Source organism: Rhizobium sp. BR 315, assembly GCF_050577975.1.
Lineage (GTDB): Bacteria > Pseudomonadota > Alphaproteobacteria > Rhizobiales > Rhizobiaceae > Rhizobium > Rhizobium miluonense.
In genome coordinates this window covers 1-16,993 of record NZ_JARWKZ010000028.1, presented here as the reverse complement: position 1 = coordinate 16,993, position 16,993 = coordinate 1, and the positions used below count along the sequence as shown (strand labels likewise).

12 protein-coding genes are annotated in these 16,993 nt (G+C 59.3%); 10 read left to right on the top strand and 2 right to left on the bottom strand.

The annotated features are described in order from the left end of the window. Positions 1–127 precede the first annotated feature (127 nt). On the bottom strand, positions 128–2,017 hold the full coding sequence (locus QD409_RS22890) for a hypothetical protein (RefSeq protein WP_430763735.1): 1,890 nt from the start codon (positions 2,015–2,017) through the stop codon (positions 128–130). A gap of 241 nt (positions 2,018–2,258) precedes the next feature. Between QD409_RS22890 and QD409_RS22885 the strand changes: the two genes are divergently transcribed. Continuing rightward, positions 2,259–3,395: a helix-turn-helix transcriptional regulator gene (locus tag QD409_RS22885; protein ID WP_430763734.1), complete on the top strand. Its 1,137-nt coding sequence runs from the start codon at positions 2,259–2,261 to the stop codon at positions 3,393–3,395. Between the two features lie 119 nt (positions 3,396–3,514). Here QD409_RS22885 and QD409_RS22880 read toward each other — a convergent pair whose 3' ends face one another. Continuing rightward, complete coding sequence (locus QD409_RS22880; protein ID WP_430763733.1) at positions 3,515–4,234, bottom strand: helix-turn-helix domain-containing protein; 720 nt, start codon at positions 4,232–4,234, stop codon at positions 3,515–3,517. A 247-nt stretch (positions 4,235–4,481) separates the two neighbouring features. Between QD409_RS22880 and QD409_RS22875 the strand changes: the two genes are divergently transcribed. The 9 genes from QD409_RS22875 to QD409_RS22835 all read left to right on the top strand — a co-directional run bounded on the left by QD409_RS22875 (position 4,482) and on the right by QD409_RS22835 (position 16,418). Then, positions 4,482–7,232, top strand: coding sequence for a nitrate/nitrite transporter (locus tag QD409_RS22875; RefSeq protein ID WP_430763732.1), 2,751 nt, complete (start codon positions 4,482–4,484; stop codon positions 7,230–7,232). Between the two features lie 15 nt (positions 7,233–7,247). Next, positions 7,248–10,991, top strand: a complete 3,744-nt coding sequence (locus tag QD409_RS22870; RefSeq protein WP_430763731.1) for a nitrate reductase subunit alpha — start codon at positions 7,248–7,250, stop codon at positions 10,989–10,991. Further along, a complete protein-coding gene (narH, locus tag QD409_RS22865) occupies positions 10,988–12,514 on the top strand; it encodes a nitrate reductase subunit beta (RefSeq protein WP_430763730.1) in 1,527 nt (508 codons plus the stop codon). The genes QD409_RS22870 and narH overlap by 4 nt, the downstream gene beginning before the upstream one ends. Next, positions 12,514–13,224, top strand: coding sequence for a nitrate reductase molybdenum cofactor assembly chaperone (gene narJ, locus QD409_RS22860; RefSeq protein ID WP_430763729.1), 711 nt, complete (start codon positions 12,514–12,516; stop codon positions 13,222–13,224). The genes narH and narJ overlap by 1 nt, the downstream gene beginning before the upstream one ends. Before the next feature lie 12 nt (positions 13,225–13,236). Next, entirely contained in the window at positions 13,237–13,968 is a 732-nt protein-coding gene (gene narI, locus QD409_RS22855; RefSeq protein WP_430763728.1) for a respiratory nitrate reductase subunit gamma, read from the top strand. Positions 13,969–13,971: 3 nt separating this feature from the next. Next, on the top strand, positions 13,972–14,856 hold the full coding sequence (locus QD409_RS22850) for a peptidylprolyl isomerase (protein WP_430763727.1): 885 nt from the start codon (positions 13,972–13,974) through the stop codon (positions 14,854–14,856). Between the two features lie 9 nt (positions 14,857–14,865). Next, on the top strand, positions 14,866–15,168 hold the full coding sequence (locus QD409_RS22845; RefSeq protein ID WP_430763726.1) for a hypothetical protein: 303 nt from the start codon (positions 14,866–14,868) through the stop codon (positions 15,166–15,168). A gap of 203 nt (positions 15,169–15,371) precedes the next feature. Then, positions 15,372–15,941, top strand: coding sequence for a DUF2478 domain-containing protein (locus QD409_RS22840; protein WP_430763725.1), 570 nt, complete (start codon positions 15,372–15,374; stop codon positions 15,939–15,941). Next, complete coding sequence (locus tag QD409_RS22835) at positions 15,942–16,418, top strand: hypothetical protein (RefSeq protein WP_430763724.1); 477 nt, start codon at positions 15,942–15,944, stop codon at positions 16,416–16,418. It abuts the gene before it with no gap. The last annotated feature ends 575 nt before the right edge of the window (positions 16,419–16,993 follow it).

The following is a 16,993-nucleotide window of genomic DNA, read 5'->3' as shown; positions in this document are numbered from 1 at the left end:
GCAAAGTCGTCAATGGGTTCTCAGCCACTGAATGGATCAGCCTCAAATGCAAATCAGGGTCAAAGCGTTGAAAAACTGAACACCTTTGAAGCCTTTGCAAGCATAGCGCAGAAATTCCCAAGGAGCCCTATACTGAGACACCCCCCGCGATCACGTGCTCAGGCCCTGCCCACGAGCCGGTTCGGCTGCTAAAGCGCCATAGATCATGTGTTTCCGGCTGCCCGAAAACCTGCGACCGCACCAATGCCGCGAAGTCGGCGTGAATGCCGTCGCCCTTGCTGTTTCGCATCGCGATGAAGCTTACGTGGCGAATGAACCGGTCGCGGCCATAACCGAATTCGCGTACGAAAGCCCAGCTCGGCGGGTTGGCGTCGTTGTTGCGGGCGTAGTGATGTATTCGCGAGCCCATCGGTACAAGGAGCTCGAAGTTGCCAGCTTGCCCCCAGTCGCTCTGTAACAGGGCGGGATCCGCGGTGGCGCCAATAACGGGCTTGGTGCCTTCGGTGATATTGATCGGCCCAACCCATGCCATCCTGGCTGAATCGAACCACCAGTGGTCGAGGCGGCTCGGTGCGCCATCACCGCCCAACATGCGCAGGACGACCTCGAAGTTGCCGTGCAAGCCGTCGCTGCGATATCGGCTTTGTATGAATGTTGCGCCGGCTACCGTATCCGGCGCGGCATATCCGAACTCGTGCTGGAAGTGCCAAGGTGCCGCGCCGTTGTCGTTATCGCGGGCGTAGTGCCGAACACGGCTGCCGTTTGGAACGAGCAGTTCAAAATTGCCGGCAACGCCCCAATTGCTTTGCAGCATGACCGGATCGCCCCCCAAGGCCAAGACGGTCTCGCCCTCGGCGGTGATCACCGGCTCAGGCCCGTGCCAGGTCCCCGAGCTGCTGTCCATCCACCAATGATCCACATGGGGCTCGACGATTCCGCTCACCGGCCTCGCCGACAGCACGACTTCAAAATTGCCATGCAAGCCGTCGCCGAGATACTGGCTCTGGATCATGCTGGGGTGTCCCGCCATCATGGGTAGTCCGTGAAGTTGCGACGGCGACGTGGCATAGCCGAACGTGTGTACTTGAACCCACGGGGAATTCGGTTCGTCATTATTCTTCGCGAAGTGTCGCACTGCGCCACCCGACGGTACCAGCAATTCGAAATTGCCCGTCGCGCCCCAACTGCTTTGCACCAGGTCGCCGCCGCAATGGGCAGGCATGCCGATGGGCGTGTGATTACAAAAGACGGAAAACGCCACGACCGATTCGGCTTCATGACCGCACTGACTGTTGTGTGTTGGAGCGTCAGTCAGCAGGTCCGTGACCACCTCGAATTCCGACGCCGCGGATACTGGTACCTGTCGCGCCTTGTTCGGCCGGCTGAAATCGAGCGCGGCGAGCTGTGATCCGGTGAAGGTCGAGCTACCTGCGAATACGGTCCCGTTGCACAGAGCCGGGTCGGGTACCCCAAGTAAGGTCTCCACTGGACTCGTGACCAGCTTGATAACGAATTTGGCTTCGTCTGGAAGTACGGGAAGCTTATCGGTGTAGTCGCTGATGTTTTTCAGAAGATCAGCGGCACCGACGATGAGTCCTACCCCACCCGTGGCTTCACCGAACAGCCAGTAGTAGAAACCGTCGAATAACTTTTCGGTGAGTTGGTCGACGTCTTTCTCTGACTGACTAAGGAAGCCGTCGCCCACATTGGTCGCGGTATAGCAAACCGTGATCGTATCCGTCGCGACGACATCCAGAGGGCCAACGATCCAGCCGTCGTTGATGAGACCTGCCTTCGTGGCCGGTCCCATCGGGTTCGGGCCGAACAATGCGCCACCCGAATTGGGGAATTCGAACACAGTGCCGGTACTGCTTATGTCGACCATGCCACCCTGGCCTACGACCGATCCGTTCTTGAATACCTGGAACGTGATCGCATCGGTGTCGTGATCGCCCGTCTTGCTGCGCTGGAAATTGCAGCGAATCTGATTGAGCCGAATCCAGAATTGAAATGCCATGACGATGTTCCACGGTTGGCCCCTGGGCGAGCTGCGCATGCTACAGGAAGACGAGTAGCGCCGGGCGATTGCTCCGACTATATTCCAAGCCGCACGGCACTCGCATGCGACGTTCGTCGTAGGCTTGACCTGATTGTCGGCCGTCGTGGTTCTATGGCAACATTTGTACGGGAATGCGCTGAATCCCGTGCTTGCGGTCGGGAATGCCATCTGGATCTTGAAACAAGGCGGAGGCAGATTGATGCCTGGTAATGCACTTTCCGGTGAAGAACGGGTGCTGGATCTCGCCACCGCAATCTACGATGCAGCTCTCGACGCTGCGCGCTGGCCGGACGTCCTCAACCGGATTGGTGATGCCGTTGGGGGGCCGGAGGTGACCTTTGGCGTATACGATCCAGCGACCGGGCTCTCGAACCTGCTCGCGCCGCGGCTGGATCCAGCGCTGATCTGCAACCTGCTCGATTGGGCGCCACGCAATCCGCTGCTGCCGCTCGGCATCGGTCAGGCACCGGGTAAGGTCTTCACCGTCGGCAATTTCATCACGCGGGACCAATTTAGGGACACTGATTTTTATCAGGAGTGGTGGCTTCCGGCCGGCTACGACAGCGAGCCGCTCACCACCAATCTGCTTGTCGACGCTGGTGCAACGGGAATTTTCACGTGCTACGGATCGTTGAGGCGGTTGCCATTTGACGCCGATCAGAAGCGTCTGTTCGCGGCGCTTGCGCAACACCTCGTCCGGGCGGTGGCGTTGCAACGACGCCTCTATCATCTGTCCTTCGCCAGCGAGAGTGTGCTCGATGGCTTTAACAGAATTCAACAGGGCTTTCTCCTCGTCGACGGGCAGGCAAAGCCTCTGTTTACCAATCGCATTGCCGATGTCCTCCTCGACGCCGGCGATGGGTTGCGGCTCGAGGCCGGCATGCTGTCGGCGTATGACGCCGATAGCGGCAGGAGGTTGCGGAGACTGATTTCATCCTGTGTGGCACCAGCCGGCATAAGGGGCGGCGGCAACCTGACGCTGCCACGGAAGACCGGTAGCTCGCCGTTGGGCGTGCTCATAGCCCCGGTGCCGTTGGAGGCGGCCGTGATCGCGCTACCCTGGAGCGTTTCGCACCGCCGCCCTGTCGCCATCGTGCTCGTGACCGATCCCGAGACGGAAATGCAGGCTCGGCTCGATAGCCTGCGACAACGCTTCGGCTTGACGCCGGCGGAAGCCGCATTCGCCTTGGAAATCGTCAAAGGTGACGGCCGTCAGGCCGCGGCGGACAGGCTCGGTATCGCTGTCGGAACGGCACGAACGCATCTGTCGAACATCTTCGACAAAATCGGGGTGAAGCGACAAGCAGAACTGGTGCGCGTGCTCTTGCAGAAGTGAAGCACGCCGCACCCTGAGCTTGCGGCTTGCATTGTTCACCTTCTGCTCGCGTCTCGCCATGAGGATCGGCCCGGCGCATAGCCTCTTGGCTTCTCGAAGATTAAATTCCGCCGGAAGAACTAATTGCCGTGCAGTGCGGTTTTCCTCTCAGGAGTATCGATCAGCATGTTTGGCTTTGCAAAGCCGGTTAAGGCGGCAGGGTCCAAAATGCTGACGCGCGATCCTCTGGCCTCGACACCGTATGCCTTCAAGGCGGAAAACGCTCGCGACAAATTTTCTGGCGTCATCCCTAGCCGGGAGGCGAGAATTCGCTTCTCTACACGAATTTCGACCGATCCTTGGCTTCCTTGTTCTATTTCGGTTCGCAAGAGCCAGTTTGCCAAGCGCTCGGCGCTAGTGCGCAATTTCTGGTCTTTCAAATCTTTAATTGTTTGACGATAACCAGCGGCGAGTTCTATGACGGTCGCCCGAGCAAAAGCAGCATCGATTTGCATGGCCTGATGGATCCTGGCTGCGGGAATCATCAGAATATTGGACGGTTCCAGGGTTCGGGCTGATTGAAGGCAGATCTCATCGTTGAGCACGGCCGCAAGGATGAATACGCCAACGGGAGCCACGATGTCCAACGTCGTCTCTCTCGCACCGGTTCCGGCATACATTTCCACCAATCCGTCGACGACGACGTAGAGAAAGTCAGCTGGGTCGCTCTCACGGATGAGCGTAACGCCCTGGGGGAAACGTTGGAGGAAGCTGCCGTCGACAAGCATGTCGAACGCGTCGTCCTGCATGTCTGCAAAGAGGTCCAGATTGCGAATCTTCGCGGCACTATCGGATCGCATATGTGACCTCCTTTAGATAGCTGACGAGTTTATATTCATAACATGACATTTATCAATCCATAAGTATAAATAAGTCAATTAAAGCGGTTGTACTCGAGTTTCCTCTGCCGTGCAGTCGATTTTATTTAAAAATACTTTGCATCGACTCCTCCGTTTGACAGAAATCAAAGTTGCATCCCGCATTCGCAGTTATTCCGATTTCGAGGCCAAAGAGGGACTCGTTCCTTGTCACGAACGGAATATCGTCATGCCTGCTCTCGAAGAGATTGATCACAAGGCGCAGCGTACTGCCCTTACCGCAAGTACGATTGCCTTTACGATATGTTTTGCAGCCTGGACCATTTTCGCCATCATTGGCATTCGAATTCGAGACGAGCTTGGGCTCAGCGAGACCGAATTCGGCCTTCTGGTCGGCACGCCTATTCTTACCGGCTCGTTGATCCGCGTCATACTCGGAATCTGGACCGATCTTTATGGCGGGCGCATCGTGCTCGTCGGCACCATGCTTGCCGCTGCGGCGGCAACCTTTTTGCTGACCTATGCGCATACATATCCGCAAATGCTTCTAGCGGCTCTCGAGGTCGGCATCGCAGGCGGCTCGTTTGCCGCCGGAGTTGCCTACGTATCGCGATGGTATCCGCCCGACAAACAGGGCACGGCGCTTGGAATCTTCGGGGCCGGTAATGTCGGTTCGGCCGTCACCAAGTTTCTTGCGCCGCTTGTCCTGGTGGCCTGGGGCTGGCATGCGGTTGCAGAAATATGGGCGGCCGGTCTGGTCGTCACCGCGATCCTCTTCTGGTTCACGACGAAAGACGATCCCATCCATGCCGAACGGCGGCGCGCCGGTCAAAGCCCAAAGAGCGCATGGCTCGAGCTTGAACCGCTGAAGAATGTGCAGGTCTGGCGCTTCTCGCTCTACTACTTCGTTGTCTTCGGCGCATTCGTCGCCCTTGCACTATGGCTGCCGCAATATCTGATCAATGTTTACGGGCTCGATATTCGCACGGCCGGCATGATCGCAGCCTTCTTCTCCGTGCCAGCCAGCCTTTTCCGCGCCTATGGCGGCCATTTGTCGGATGTCTATGGCGCGCGCCGCGTGCTCTACTGGACGTTCCTGGTTTCCATCGTCGCCACCTTCATCCTCGCCTATCCGCCGACCGACTACGCGGTCAAAACACTCAGCGGCCCTGCCACCTTCCACCTTGAGATGGGCCTGGTAGGCTTTACCATCGTCCTCTTTGTCCTCGGCTTTTTCATGGCGCTGGGCAAGGCTGCCATCTACAAGCACATTCCGGCCTACTATCCCGATCATGTCGGTGCCGTCGGCGGGTTGGTCGGGATGATCGGCGGTCTCGGTGGTTTCCTGCTTCCGATTCTTTTCGGTGTTCTGCTCGACTTCACCGGCCTCTGGACCAGCTGCTTCATGGCGCTGTTCCTGCTGGTCTCGGTCGCTCTCATCTGGATGCATATGGCCATCCGTCAGATGGAGCGTGGTGCCACGGAAAAGACCCTCGCTGCGCTGCCGCCCTTCCCGGAAATGCAGGGTATGCCGGCGCCGAAAGCCGAACCTCGCCGCAGCGATGCGGTGCTCACCGACTGGCGTCCGGAAGACCCGGCCTTCTGGGCGGAAAAGGGCAGGCGCATCGCGCGGCGCAATCTCTGGCTTTCGATCCCGGCGCTGCTTCTTTCCTTTGCTATCTGGCAGGTCTGGTCGGTGGTCGTCGCGAAGCTGCCGCTCGTCGGCTATACGTTCACCACCGATCAGCTTTTCTGGCTGGCTGCACTTCCCGGCATTTCCGGTGCGACCTTCCGGATTTTCTATTCCTTCATGGTGCCGATTTTCGGCGGGCGGCTGTGGACGACGCTCACGACCTGGTCGTTGATCATTCCTGCAGTCGGTATCGGCTTTGCGGTGCAGAACCCGAATACGCCCTATATCGTCTTTCTTCTTCTTGCCCTGCTTTGCGGCTTCGGCGGCGGTAATTTCGCCTCGTCGATGTCCAATATCTCATTCTTCTTCCCGAAATCGGAAAAGGGCAATGCGCTGGCCCTTAATGCTGGTCTCGGCAATCTCGGCGTGAGCGTCGTCCAGTTCGTCGTTCCGTTGGTCATCACCGCCGGCATCTTCGGCTGGCTCGGCGGCGATCCGGTGATGACGAAAGCAGTAGCTGGCAGCACACCGCTCTGGCTGCAGAATGCCGGCTTCTTCTTTGTGCCCTTCACCGCGATCTCGGCTTTCGCCTCCTGGTTCGGGATGAACGACATCGCCTCGGCAAAGGCTTCCTTTGCGGAGCAGGCGGTCATCTTCCAGCGTCGACACAATTGGATCATGTGCTGGCTCTATACCGGAACCTTCGGCTCGTTCATCGGCTATTCGGCGGGCTTTCCGCTGCTTGCCAAGACGCTGTTTCCTGATGTCAACGCGCTGCAGTTTGCCTTCCTTGGTCCTTTGGTCGGAGCGCTTTCCCGCTCGGGAACCGGCTGGCTTGCCGACCGCTTCGGCGGCGCGCGGGTCACCCTCTGGGTCTTCGTGCTGATGATGGCGGGTGCCTGCGGCGTCCTCTGGTTCATCGCGACCAAGGATCAGCCGGGCGCCTTCTGGGGCTTCTTCATCTCCTTCCTCGTGCTCTTCTTCGCAACCGGCGTCGGCAATGCTTCGACCTTCCAGATGATCCCGGCGATCATGGGCAAGGAAATGATCCGGCTGATGCCGGACGCGACGCCCGAAGCCCGCCGTCTGGAGGCGGAAAAGGAATCCGCTGCGATCACCGGCTTTACCTCGGCCATCGCTGCCTTTGGCGCCTTCTTCATTCCGATGGGCTACGGGCTGTCGATCACCTTCACCGGCGGGCCGCAGGCGGCACTCTGGGCCTTCCTCATCTTCTACGTGACCTGCCTCGTCCTCACATGGGCCGCCTATACCCGCAAGGGCAGCCTTCTCTACGACGTCGAGCGCAACAAGCGAAATACCACCGGCAAGGCTGCGGCGGCCGAATAAAACCAGGAGAACCTTATGTCTCATTTCCTCGATCGGCTCACTTTTTTTCGAAAGAATGTCGGCCAGTTTTCCAACGGCCACGGCATCGTCACCAGCGAGGATCGCTCCTGGGAGGACGGTTACCGCAAGCGCTGGCAGCACGACAAGATCGTCCGCTCGACCCATGGCGTGAACTGTACGGGTTCGTGCTCGTGGAAGATCTATGTGAAGGGCGGTATCGTCACCTGGGAGACGCAGCAGACGGATTATCCACGCACACGGCCGGACCTGCCGAACCACGAACCACGGGGCTGCGCCCGTGGTGCCTCTTATAGCTGGTACCTCTATTCCGGCGCGCGGGTGAAATACCCGATGATCCGCGGGCGGCTTCTGAAGCTCTGGCGCCAGGCACGGAAAACCATGTCGCCGGTCGCAGCCTGGGCGTCGATCGTCGAAGATGCCGAAAAGCGCAAGTCATACATCTCCATCCGCGGCCACGGCGGCTTCGTGCGGGCGAATTGGGAAGAGGTGACGGAAATCGTTGCCGCGGCCAATGCCTACACGATCAAGGCGCATGGCCCGGACCGCGTCATCGGTTTCTCGCCGATCCCGGCGATGTCGATGGTCTCCTATGCGGCAGGCGCGCGTTATCTCTCGCTCATCGGCGGCGTATGCATGTCCTTCTACGATTGGTATTGCGACCTGCCGCCGGCAAGCCCGCAAACCTGGGGCGAGCAGACCGATGTGCCGGAGAGCGCTGATTGGTACAATGCCGGCTTCATCATCGTCTGGGGCTCGAACGTGCCGCAGACGCGTACGCCGGATGCGCACTTCTACACCGAAGTCCGCTACAAGGGCACCAAGAGTGCCGTCGTCAGTCCCGACTATGCCGAGGCGACGAAATTCGCCGATATCTGGTTGAACCCGAAGCAGGGAACGGATGCGGCGTTGGCGCTCGCCATGGGCCATGTAATCCTGCGCGAATATTACCTCGAGCGGTCAGTTCCCTATTTCGAGGATTATACCCGCCGTTACACCGATATGCCGTTCCTCGTGCGGCTCGTGGAGCGCGAGGGCCGGCTGGTTCCCGAGCGCCTACTCAGGGCTTCCGAACTGGAAGGCGCGCTTGGCGAAACCAACAATCCGGAATGGAAGACGGTCGCGATCGACGAGAAGACGGGCGAACTCGTCGCTCCTCTCGGCTCCGTTGGCTATCGCTGGGGAGAATCGGCCAAGTGGAACCTCGAAGAAAAGGACGGCCACGGCCGTAGCACGTCTCTCAAGCTCTCGCTTGCGGGCGAGGGCGTTGCGATCGAGGCGGTCGATTTTCCCTACTTCGGCGGCCGTGCCACGGAGCATTTCGTGGCGACCGAGCACGGCGAAATCCTCACCCGCAATGTTCCAGTTCGGACGATATCAGGCACCGATGGCGCTCCCATCAAGGTCGCGACCGTCTATGATCTGATGATGGCGAACTACGGTCTCGATCGCGGCTTCGGCGGTGCGAATGTTGCCCGCGACTACGACGAGAATGTGCCGTTTACGCCCGCCTGGGCCGAGCACATCACCGGCGTCAAGCGTGACGCGATCATCACCGTCGCCCGTGAATTCGCCACCAACGCCGAGAAGACCAATGGCCGCTCGATGATCATCATCGGCGCCGGCATGAACCATTGGTACAACATGGACATGAACTACCGCGGCGTGATCAACCTCCTCGTCTTCTGCGGAGCGATTGGTCAGTCCGGCGGCGGCTGGTCCCATTATGTCGGGCAGGAGAAACTGCGACCGCAGACCGGCTGGACACCGCTTGCCTTCGGGCTCGACTGGTCTCGTCCGCCGCGCCACCAAAACTCGACGTCGTTCTTCTATGCGCACACCGATCAGTGGCGCTACGAGACGCTGACGGCGGCCGAGATCCTGTCGCCGACGGCGCCGGAAGGCGATTGGGAAAGCAGTTTCATCGACTACAACGTCCGCGCCGAGCGCATGGGCTGGCTGCCGTCGGCCCCGCAGTTGAAGGTCAATCCACTCTCGATTGCGGAAAAAGCGAAGGCGGCCGGCCTGGAGCCGAAGGATTATGTCGCGAAGGCGCTGAAATCTGGCGAACTCGAGCTTTCATGCGAAGACCCGGATGATCCGGCCAATTGGCCGCGCAACATGTTCGTCTGGCGTTCGAACCTGCTCGGCTCCTCCGGCAAGGGGCACGAATATTTCCTGAAGCATCTGCTCGGCACCGAAAACGGCGTCATGGGCAAGGATCTCGGACCGGAAGGGGCAATCCGCAACAAGGAAGTCGTCTGGCACGACGAGGCGCCGCGCGGCAAGCTCGACCTTTTGGTGACGCTGGATTTCCGCATGTCGACCACATGCGTCTACTCCGACATCATCTTGCCGACTGCCACCTGGTACGAGAAGAACGACCTCAATACCTCGGATATGCATCCTTTCATCCATCCGCTGTCTGCGGCGGTCGATCCGGCCTGGGAAGCACGTTCCGATTGGGACATCTACAAGGGTATCGCCGAGGCCTTTTCGCGGGTCGCTCCGGAAGTGCTTGGTGTCGAGCAGGACGTCGTGCTGACGCCAATTCAGCACGACACCGCCGGAGAAATGGCGCAGCCCTTCGATGTCAAGGATTGGAAACGTGGTGAGATCGAGCCGATTCCCGGCCGCAGCATGCCATCGGTCGCAGTCGTCGAGCGTGATTATCCGAACATCCATGCCCGCTTTACCGCACTCGGACCGCTGATGACTTCCATCGGCAATGGCGGCAAGGGCATCAACTGGAAGACCGAGCACGAAGTGGCAGCGCTTGCAGCGCTGAACGGTGTGCATCGGGACGGTGCGGCAAAGGGCCTTGCGAAAATCGAGACCGACATCGATGCGGCAGAGGTCATTCTGATGCTTGCGCCGGAGACCAATGGCGAAGTGGCGGTGAAGGCCTGGGAAGCCCTGTCGAAGGCGACCGGCCGCGACCACGCGCACCTTGCACTTCCCAAGGAAGACGAGAAGATCCGCTATCGCGATATCCAGGCGCAGCCGCGCAAGATCATCTCGTCGCCCACCTGGTCGGGCATCGAGAGCGAGAAGGTCTGTTACAATGCCGGCTATACGAATGTCCATGAGCTGATCCCCTGGCGTACGCTGACAGGTCGCCAGCAGCTCTATCAGGATCATCTTTGGATGCGGGCTTTCGGGGAAGGTCTCGTCACCTGGAAGCCGCCGGTCGATTTAAAGACCATCGGCGTGGTCAAGGATCGCCATCCGAACGGCAACAAGGAAATCGTTCTCAATTTCCTGACGCCGCACCAGAAGTGGGGCATCCATTCCACCTATACCGACAATCTCCTGATGCTAACCCTGAACCGGGGTGGGCCGGTTGTCTGGATTTCGGAGACGGATGCGAAGTCGGCAGGCATCGTCGATAACGACTGGATCGAGGTCTTCAACGCCAATGGCGCGCTGACGGCCCGTGCCGTCGTTTCGCAGCGCATCAAACAGGGCATGGTGCTGATGTATCACGCCCAGGAGAAGATCATTAACACCCCCGGCTCGGAACTGACCGGCAACCGCGGCGGCATCCATAATTCGGTGACCCGCACCGTCCTGAAGCCGACCCATATGATAGGCGGTTATGCCCAGCTTGCCTACGGTTTCAACTATTACGGCACCGTCGGCTCCAACCGCGATGAGTTCGTCGTCGTGCGCAAGATGTCCAAGGTCGACTGGTTGGAAGAGCCGCTTGCAACCAATGCTCAGAAGGAGGCTGCAGAATGAAGATCCGTGCCCAGATTGCGATGGTTCTCAATCTCGATAAATGCATTGGCTGCCATACCTGTTCGGTTACCTGCAAGAACGTATGGACCAGCCGTGAGGGCGTCGAATATGCCTGGTTCAACAATGTCGAGACCAAGCCCGGCGTCGGCTATCCCCGTGAATGGGAAAACCAGGAGAAATGGAACGGCGGCTGGCGGCGTAAGCGAAACGGCAAGATCGAGCCGAAGATCGGCGCAAAATGGCGCATCCTTGCCAATATCTTCGCCAATCCGGACCTGCCGGAGATCGACGACTACTATGAACCCTTTACCTTCGACTACGACCATCTGCATACGGCGAAGGAATCGAAGGCCTTTCCAACGGCGCGGCCGCGGTCGCTGATTTCAGGCGAGCGCATCGAGAAGATCGAATGGGGTCCGAACTGGGAGGAAATCCTTGGCGGCGAATTCGAGAAGCGCTCCAAGGATGTGAACTTCGAGGGCATCGAGAAGGAAATCTACGGCCAGTTCGAAAATACCTTCATGATGTACTTGCCGCGGCTGTGCGAGCACTGCCTCAATCCGGCCTGTGCTGCCGTCTGTCCCTCGGGCGCCATTTATAAGCGTGAGGAGGACGGGATCGTGCTCATCGACCAGGACAAGTGCCGCGGCTGGCGCATGTGCGTATCTGGCTGCCCTTACAAGAAGATCTACTACAACTGGTCGTCCGGTAAGTCGGAAAAGTGCATCTTTTGCTATCCTCGTATCGAAGCCGGCCAGCCGACCGTCTGTTCGGAAACCTGCGTCGGACGCATTCGCTATCTCGGCGTGCTGCTTTACGATGCCGACCGCATCGAGGCGGCCGCAAGCGCACCGAACGAGAAGGATCTCTATCAGGCCCAGCTCGATCTTTTCCTCGACCCGAAGGATCCGGAGGTGATCTCCCAGGCGCGCGCCGATGGCGTGCCGGAGGCATGGCTCGAAGCCGCTGTTGTTTCGCCGATCTGGAAGATGGCGATGGACTGGAAGGTTGCCTTCCCACTGCATCCGGAATATCGCACCCTGCCCATGGTCTGGTATGTGCCGCCGCTGTCGCCGATCCAATCAGCGGCGTCCGCCGGCAAGATGGGCCTGAACGGCGACATGCCAGACGTTCGTTCGCTGCGCATTCCGCTGCAATATCTCGCCAACCTCCTGACTGCAGGCAACGAGGAGCCCGTGGCGCTGGCATTGGAGCGGATGCTTGCCATGCGCGGCTACATGCGCGCCAAATCCATCGACGGCCGCATCGACGAGCGTATCGCTCAGAATGTCGGGCTCACCGGCGCCAATATCGAGGACATGTACCGGATCATGGCGATCGCCAACTACGAGGACCGTTTCGTCATCCCGACGGCGCACCGCGAATGGAGCGAGGATGCCTATGACCTGCGCGGCTCCTGTGGGTTCTCCTTTGGCAACGGCTGTTCCGGCGGCTCAAGCGAGACCAATCTCTTCGGCACGAAGCCGCAGAAGAAGGCCAAGAACCCGATGGAGATCGCATAATGACCGAGAGACAAGCCGTTCTTACCTTCCGCGCACTCTCCGCACTCCTGACCTATCCGTCAGAGGAACTCTGTGCCGCCGTGCCGGAGATCGAAGAGGCGATCGCCGCGGAGAAACTCGTGCCGACTTCCGTCATGTCGTCGCTTCGCCCGCTTCTTAATGATCTTGCATCGCTCGATCTCTTCGAGCTGCAGGAACGTTATGTCGAGCTATTCGACAGGAGCCGGTGCCTTTCGCTGCATCTCTTTGAGCATGTGCATGGAGAAAGCCGCGACCGCGGCCAGGCCATGGTCGATCTTGCCGCCCTTTACGAGAAAGACGGACTGGAGCTCCAGGCCAATGAACTTCCGGATTATCTGCCGCTCTTCCTCGAATATCTGTCGACGAAACCGCTTGGCGAGGCGCTCAGCCTTCTCTCGGAGACTGCTCATATCCTGGGCGCGCTTGAAGAGCGCCTGGTCTCAAGGGCTTCTCCCTATGCGGCCGTATTAACGGCCATTCGCGTCGTGGCGGGCGTCTCGCTCGATACGTCCGGCGAAGCGGATCTCTCCGAGGGAGGGGCAGCCGATCTCGCCGCGCTCGACGCGGAATGGGAAGAAACGACCGTCACCTTCGGTCCGGGGAGCGGCGCCATGGATGGCTGTTCCACCGAACGGCTTCAAACCCGACTGCGGGCCGCACATCGCGATGTGCGCAGCAACCCCCATTGAAGGAGGAAGATCATGTCCGAGACGATCAATTCCGCACTCTTCGGCTGGTATCCCTATTTCTGCCTCACTGTCTTCCTGCTTGGCAGCTTGATCCGCTTCGATCGCGAGCAATATACCTGGAAGACCGGTTCCTCGCAGCTGCTGCGGCGCAAGCAGCTGCGTTGGGGTTCCAATCTCTTTCATATCGGCATTCTGGTGATCTTCATCGGCCATGCCGGCGGATTGCTGACGCCGATTGCGATTTTCGACGCGCTTGGGATCCCGCACAGTTTCAAGCAGGGCCTGGCGATCGTCGTCGGTGGTGTTGCCGGCATCGCCTGCTTCATCGGCATCACGCTTCTTGCCCATCGCCGCTTCTTCGATCCGCGCATCCGGGCGATGTCGAGTTTCGGGGATATGGCGATCCTGCTCGTTCTGTGGCTGCAGCTGACGCTGGGCCTCTCCACCATCTTCGTCTCGCTCCACCACATGGACGGTCATGAAATGGTGAAGTTCATGAACTGGGCGCAGGGCATTCTGACCTTGCAGCCAGCTGCTGCTGCCTACGTCGCGGACGTGCATCCCATCTTCAAAATGCACCTGTTGCTCGGCATGACGATCTTCCTGCTGTTTCCGTTCACCCGCCTGGTCCATGTCTGGAGTGCACCGATCTGGTATCTCGGGCGTCCCGGCTATCAGGTCGTGCGGAGTCGCTTTAATCGCGAGCGCCATCCGTCGCGTTCCTACAGGCATCCGGGGGAGTGAATCATGGTTTCCATCATCATCGATCGTACCGTCACACAGCCTCACGACGAGCACGAGCATGACCACCAGCCAAGTCGGGCGGCCGGGGCAGGCGTCATGCCGCCGGTCAGCGTCAATGGCGTGCCGATCTCCCGCAAGGACATCGCCGCTGAGACCCAGAATTTCCCGGCCGACAATCCGGGTGCTGCGTGGCATGCTGCGACGCGGGCGCTCGTCGTTCGCCATCTGCTTTTGGAGGAAGCGCAGCGTCTGGGCATCCTCATCGAGCCACAGGCCGACGCCGAAGGGCGCGCCGAAACCGATGAAGACGCACTGCTGCGTGCGCTCCTCGAGCGGGAAGTGCAGACGCCTGCCGCGGACGACGAGGCGCTGCGCCGCTTCTATGACAATAACCGCAAGCGTTTCGTGACACCGCCGCTTTTCGAGGTGGATCATATCCTGATTGCAGCGCGGCGGCAGGATGCCAACGCCTTCGCTGACGCGCGGGAGCGGGTGGACTCCCTTGCCGGCATTCTGGACCGCGAGCCGGATCGCTTTGCCGAACTGGCCAAAGACTGTTCCGACTGTCCTTCCCGCGAGGTCGGCGGCAGCCTCGGGCAGATCAGCCTGGGAGATACGACGCCGGAATTCGAAACCGCGTTGATCGCGCTTGCCGTTGGCGAGATTTCGGCGCCCATCGAAAGTCGCTATGGGGTTCATCTCATCCGCCTCGTTCGTAAGATCGAGGGTTCGCTCCTGCCGTTCGAAGCAGTCAGGGAACAGATTGCCGCATATCTCGAGGAACATGTCAGCCGGCAGGCGACGGCGCAGTATATTTCGCTGCTCGTGGGCCGAGCCGACATCCGGGGGACCACACTTCAGGGTGCCGCGACACCTCTGGTACAGTGAGGAGAAACCATGTTCGGTACGCTACTCGCCAGCCTCGATAATCCTCAAACCGTCGAAAGGCTGATCGAAGCCCTTGGTATGGAAGGGCTGGCCAAACGGCTCGAAAACGCAGCGGCTGCAGAAGCGATGGAGCCGGCAAGCTACTTTGCGGCGATCGTCCGCTCGTTCATGGAAACGGCATCTGACGATCATTTCGTGCAGCTGATTGGGATCATGAACCGCTCCGAGGATCCGGGCCTTGCCGCGGTTCGCGCCATCCTGAACAAGGTGTTGCCGGAGGATACTTGCTGTGACACTCGCGCTAGGGCATGACAGATGTTTCCCCGCACATGTGTGGCCGGCGTCTTTTGACGTGGCCCGCCGACTTGGCGTCAAACTTACTCAGCCGTCTCGTCACGCTGCAGCGGATGGACATGCCATCTGCGGCTCCGGAAAGGTGGCTTGCCTTCCGCTCTTCCGGCGAATGCGATCGAAACGCTCCAATTCAATCAGCGCAAATCCGAAGGATGCCACCAATGCACCTCGATCACTCCAGCTACCCCATTGCCGCAATCGTTTATTCGAAGGGATCGGATTTCGAGAGATTTCTGCGAGACACGACGAAGACGATGATGGGCGAGGGCATGCGCCTTGCCGGCCTTATCCAGCTTAGCGAGCCGCGATCTGATCGCACCAAATGCGATATGTATCTCAGGGATCTTGCGAGTAATAAGCTCTATGCAATATCCGAGGATCGCGGGCGGGAAGCGCGGGGATGCGCCCTCGATACCGATCGATTGGTCGTCGCCTGCGAGGCGGTTGGAGAGAGCCTCTCCGAGAAGACTGACCTTCTGGTGCTCTCCAAATTCGGCAAGGTCGAGGTGGAAGGTGGCGGCTTTCGATCGCTAATCGTTCGGGCAATGGAACTTTCCGTGCCCGCTTTGATCGGGGTTCCCGAGATCAACCTCGTGCCGTTTCGGGAGTTCGCGGCCGGACTTGCCAAAGAAATCGCGCTGTCGGATCTTGCCGGCAATTGGTTGACGCTGCAAAGCGTCCGCGCTCGTGCCATCGACCGCAGGAACGACGGTCGTCTTGTGAGGGCGTGAATGATGGATGACATCGTGGTCGCCCGTGCTCTGCATGTTCTTGCCGTCATTCATTGGATCGGCGGACTGAGCTTCGTGACGCTGGTCATATTGCCGCTCGTCAGATCGGATCGGGTCAGTGCCGACGCACAGATGCTGTTCGAAAGGGTTGAACGGCATTTCTCCGCACAGGTTCGCATCTCTGCACCGGTTGCGGGCATAACAGGCCTCTGGATGACCTACAGGTTGGAGCTCTGGGACCGCTTCGCCGATCTGAATTTCTGGTGGATGTCGGCAATGTTGGGCATGTGGCTGATCTTCATGCTTATGTTGTTTGTGATCGAGCCGCTTTTTCACGCGAAATTCCAGCGGGACGCTCAGAGGGACTCGCGGGCAGCCTTCCGTCGCATAAGCCGCCTGCACGAACTTCTTCTTCTGCTTGCGGTCGTGACGGCATTCGGCGCTGTTGCCGGAGCTCATGGGCTTGTTTTCTTCTAATGTGCCCGTTCGAGGATGCTGACGGCTCCCCATTTGCGATCTCGTTTGAAGAAAGCTCGGCAATCGTCGAAGGCAAATCGATGTGAAGCGGACCCGACGGTGCCCCTGGAGACGGAATCCAACATATTGATCTACTTATGCAATTTCGCGCCAAAGCGGAGTTAAGGTCGGCGCGGAGGTAGCCCACTTAATTTCCTAATTTTCAATGCGTTCCCAAATAGTTGTCGCGGACATCAATGGGGGAACCTTCGAAGCCGATTCACAATCACTCTCCTATGCAGCTTTGAAACGCGGGTTCCGCCGTCGCATATGCGCATCTGAAATAGCCTAGCATTACAGTTGCATTTTCGCCTTCAAATGCGCTCGTCGAGCGGCAGCCTGATGGGCGCGCCTCCAGCATGACCACGCGATGACGTAGGCGGGCTTTATGCGACGCTGGGCAAGCCTTGTGGCGATGCGCCGGACTTCCTGGATAGACCAGCGGATTAAATCCTGATGGTCGGCATCCGCGGTCTTTTTTGGGGCGTCACGTCATTGGCGCGATACCGGATCACCGCCATCATGGCGAAGGCGAA

Coding starts and splice junctions, on each gene's coding strand:
- QD409_RS22890 (WP_430763735.1), bottom strand. CDS start 2,017: ATGGCATTTCAATTCTGGATTCGGCTCAATCAGATTCGCTGCAATTTC.
- QD409_RS22845 (WP_430763726.1), top strand. CDS start 14,866: ATGTTCGGTACGCTACTCGCCAGCCTCGATAATCCTCAAACCGTCGAA.
- QD409_RS22880 (WP_430763733.1), bottom strand. CDS start 4,234: ATGCGATCCGATAGTGCCGCGAAGATTCGCAATCTGGACCTCTTTGCA.
- QD409_RS22875 (WP_430763732.1), top strand. CDS start 4,482: ATGCCTGCTCTCGAAGAGATTGATCACAAGGCGCAGCGTACTGCCCTT.
- narJ (WP_430763729.1), top strand. CDS start 12,514: ATGACCGAGAGACAAGCCGTTCTTACCTTCCGCGCACTCTCCGCACTC.
- QD409_RS22840 (WP_430763725.1), top strand. CDS start 15,372: ATGCACCTCGATCACTCCAGCTACCCCATTGCCGCAATCGTTTATTCG.
- QD409_RS22835 (WP_430763724.1), top strand. CDS start 15,942: ATGATGGATGACATCGTGGTCGCCCGTGCTCTGCATGTTCTTGCCGTC.
- narH (WP_430763730.1), top strand. CDS start 10,988: ATGAAGATCCGTGCCCAGATTGCGATGGTTCTCAATCTCGATAAATGC.
- QD409_RS22870 (WP_430763731.1), top strand. CDS start 7,248: ATGTCTCATTTCCTCGATCGGCTCACTTTTTTTCGAAAGAATGTCGGC.
- QD409_RS22850 (WP_430763727.1), top strand. CDS start 13,972: ATGGTTTCCATCATCATCGATCGTACCGTCACACAGCCTCACGACGAG.
- QD409_RS22885 (WP_430763734.1), top strand. CDS start 2,259: ATGCCTGGTAATGCACTTTCCGGTGAAGAACGGGTGCTGGATCTCGCC.
- narI (WP_430763728.1), top strand. CDS start 13,237: ATGTCCGAGACGATCAATTCCGCACTCTTCGGCTGGTATCCCTATTTC.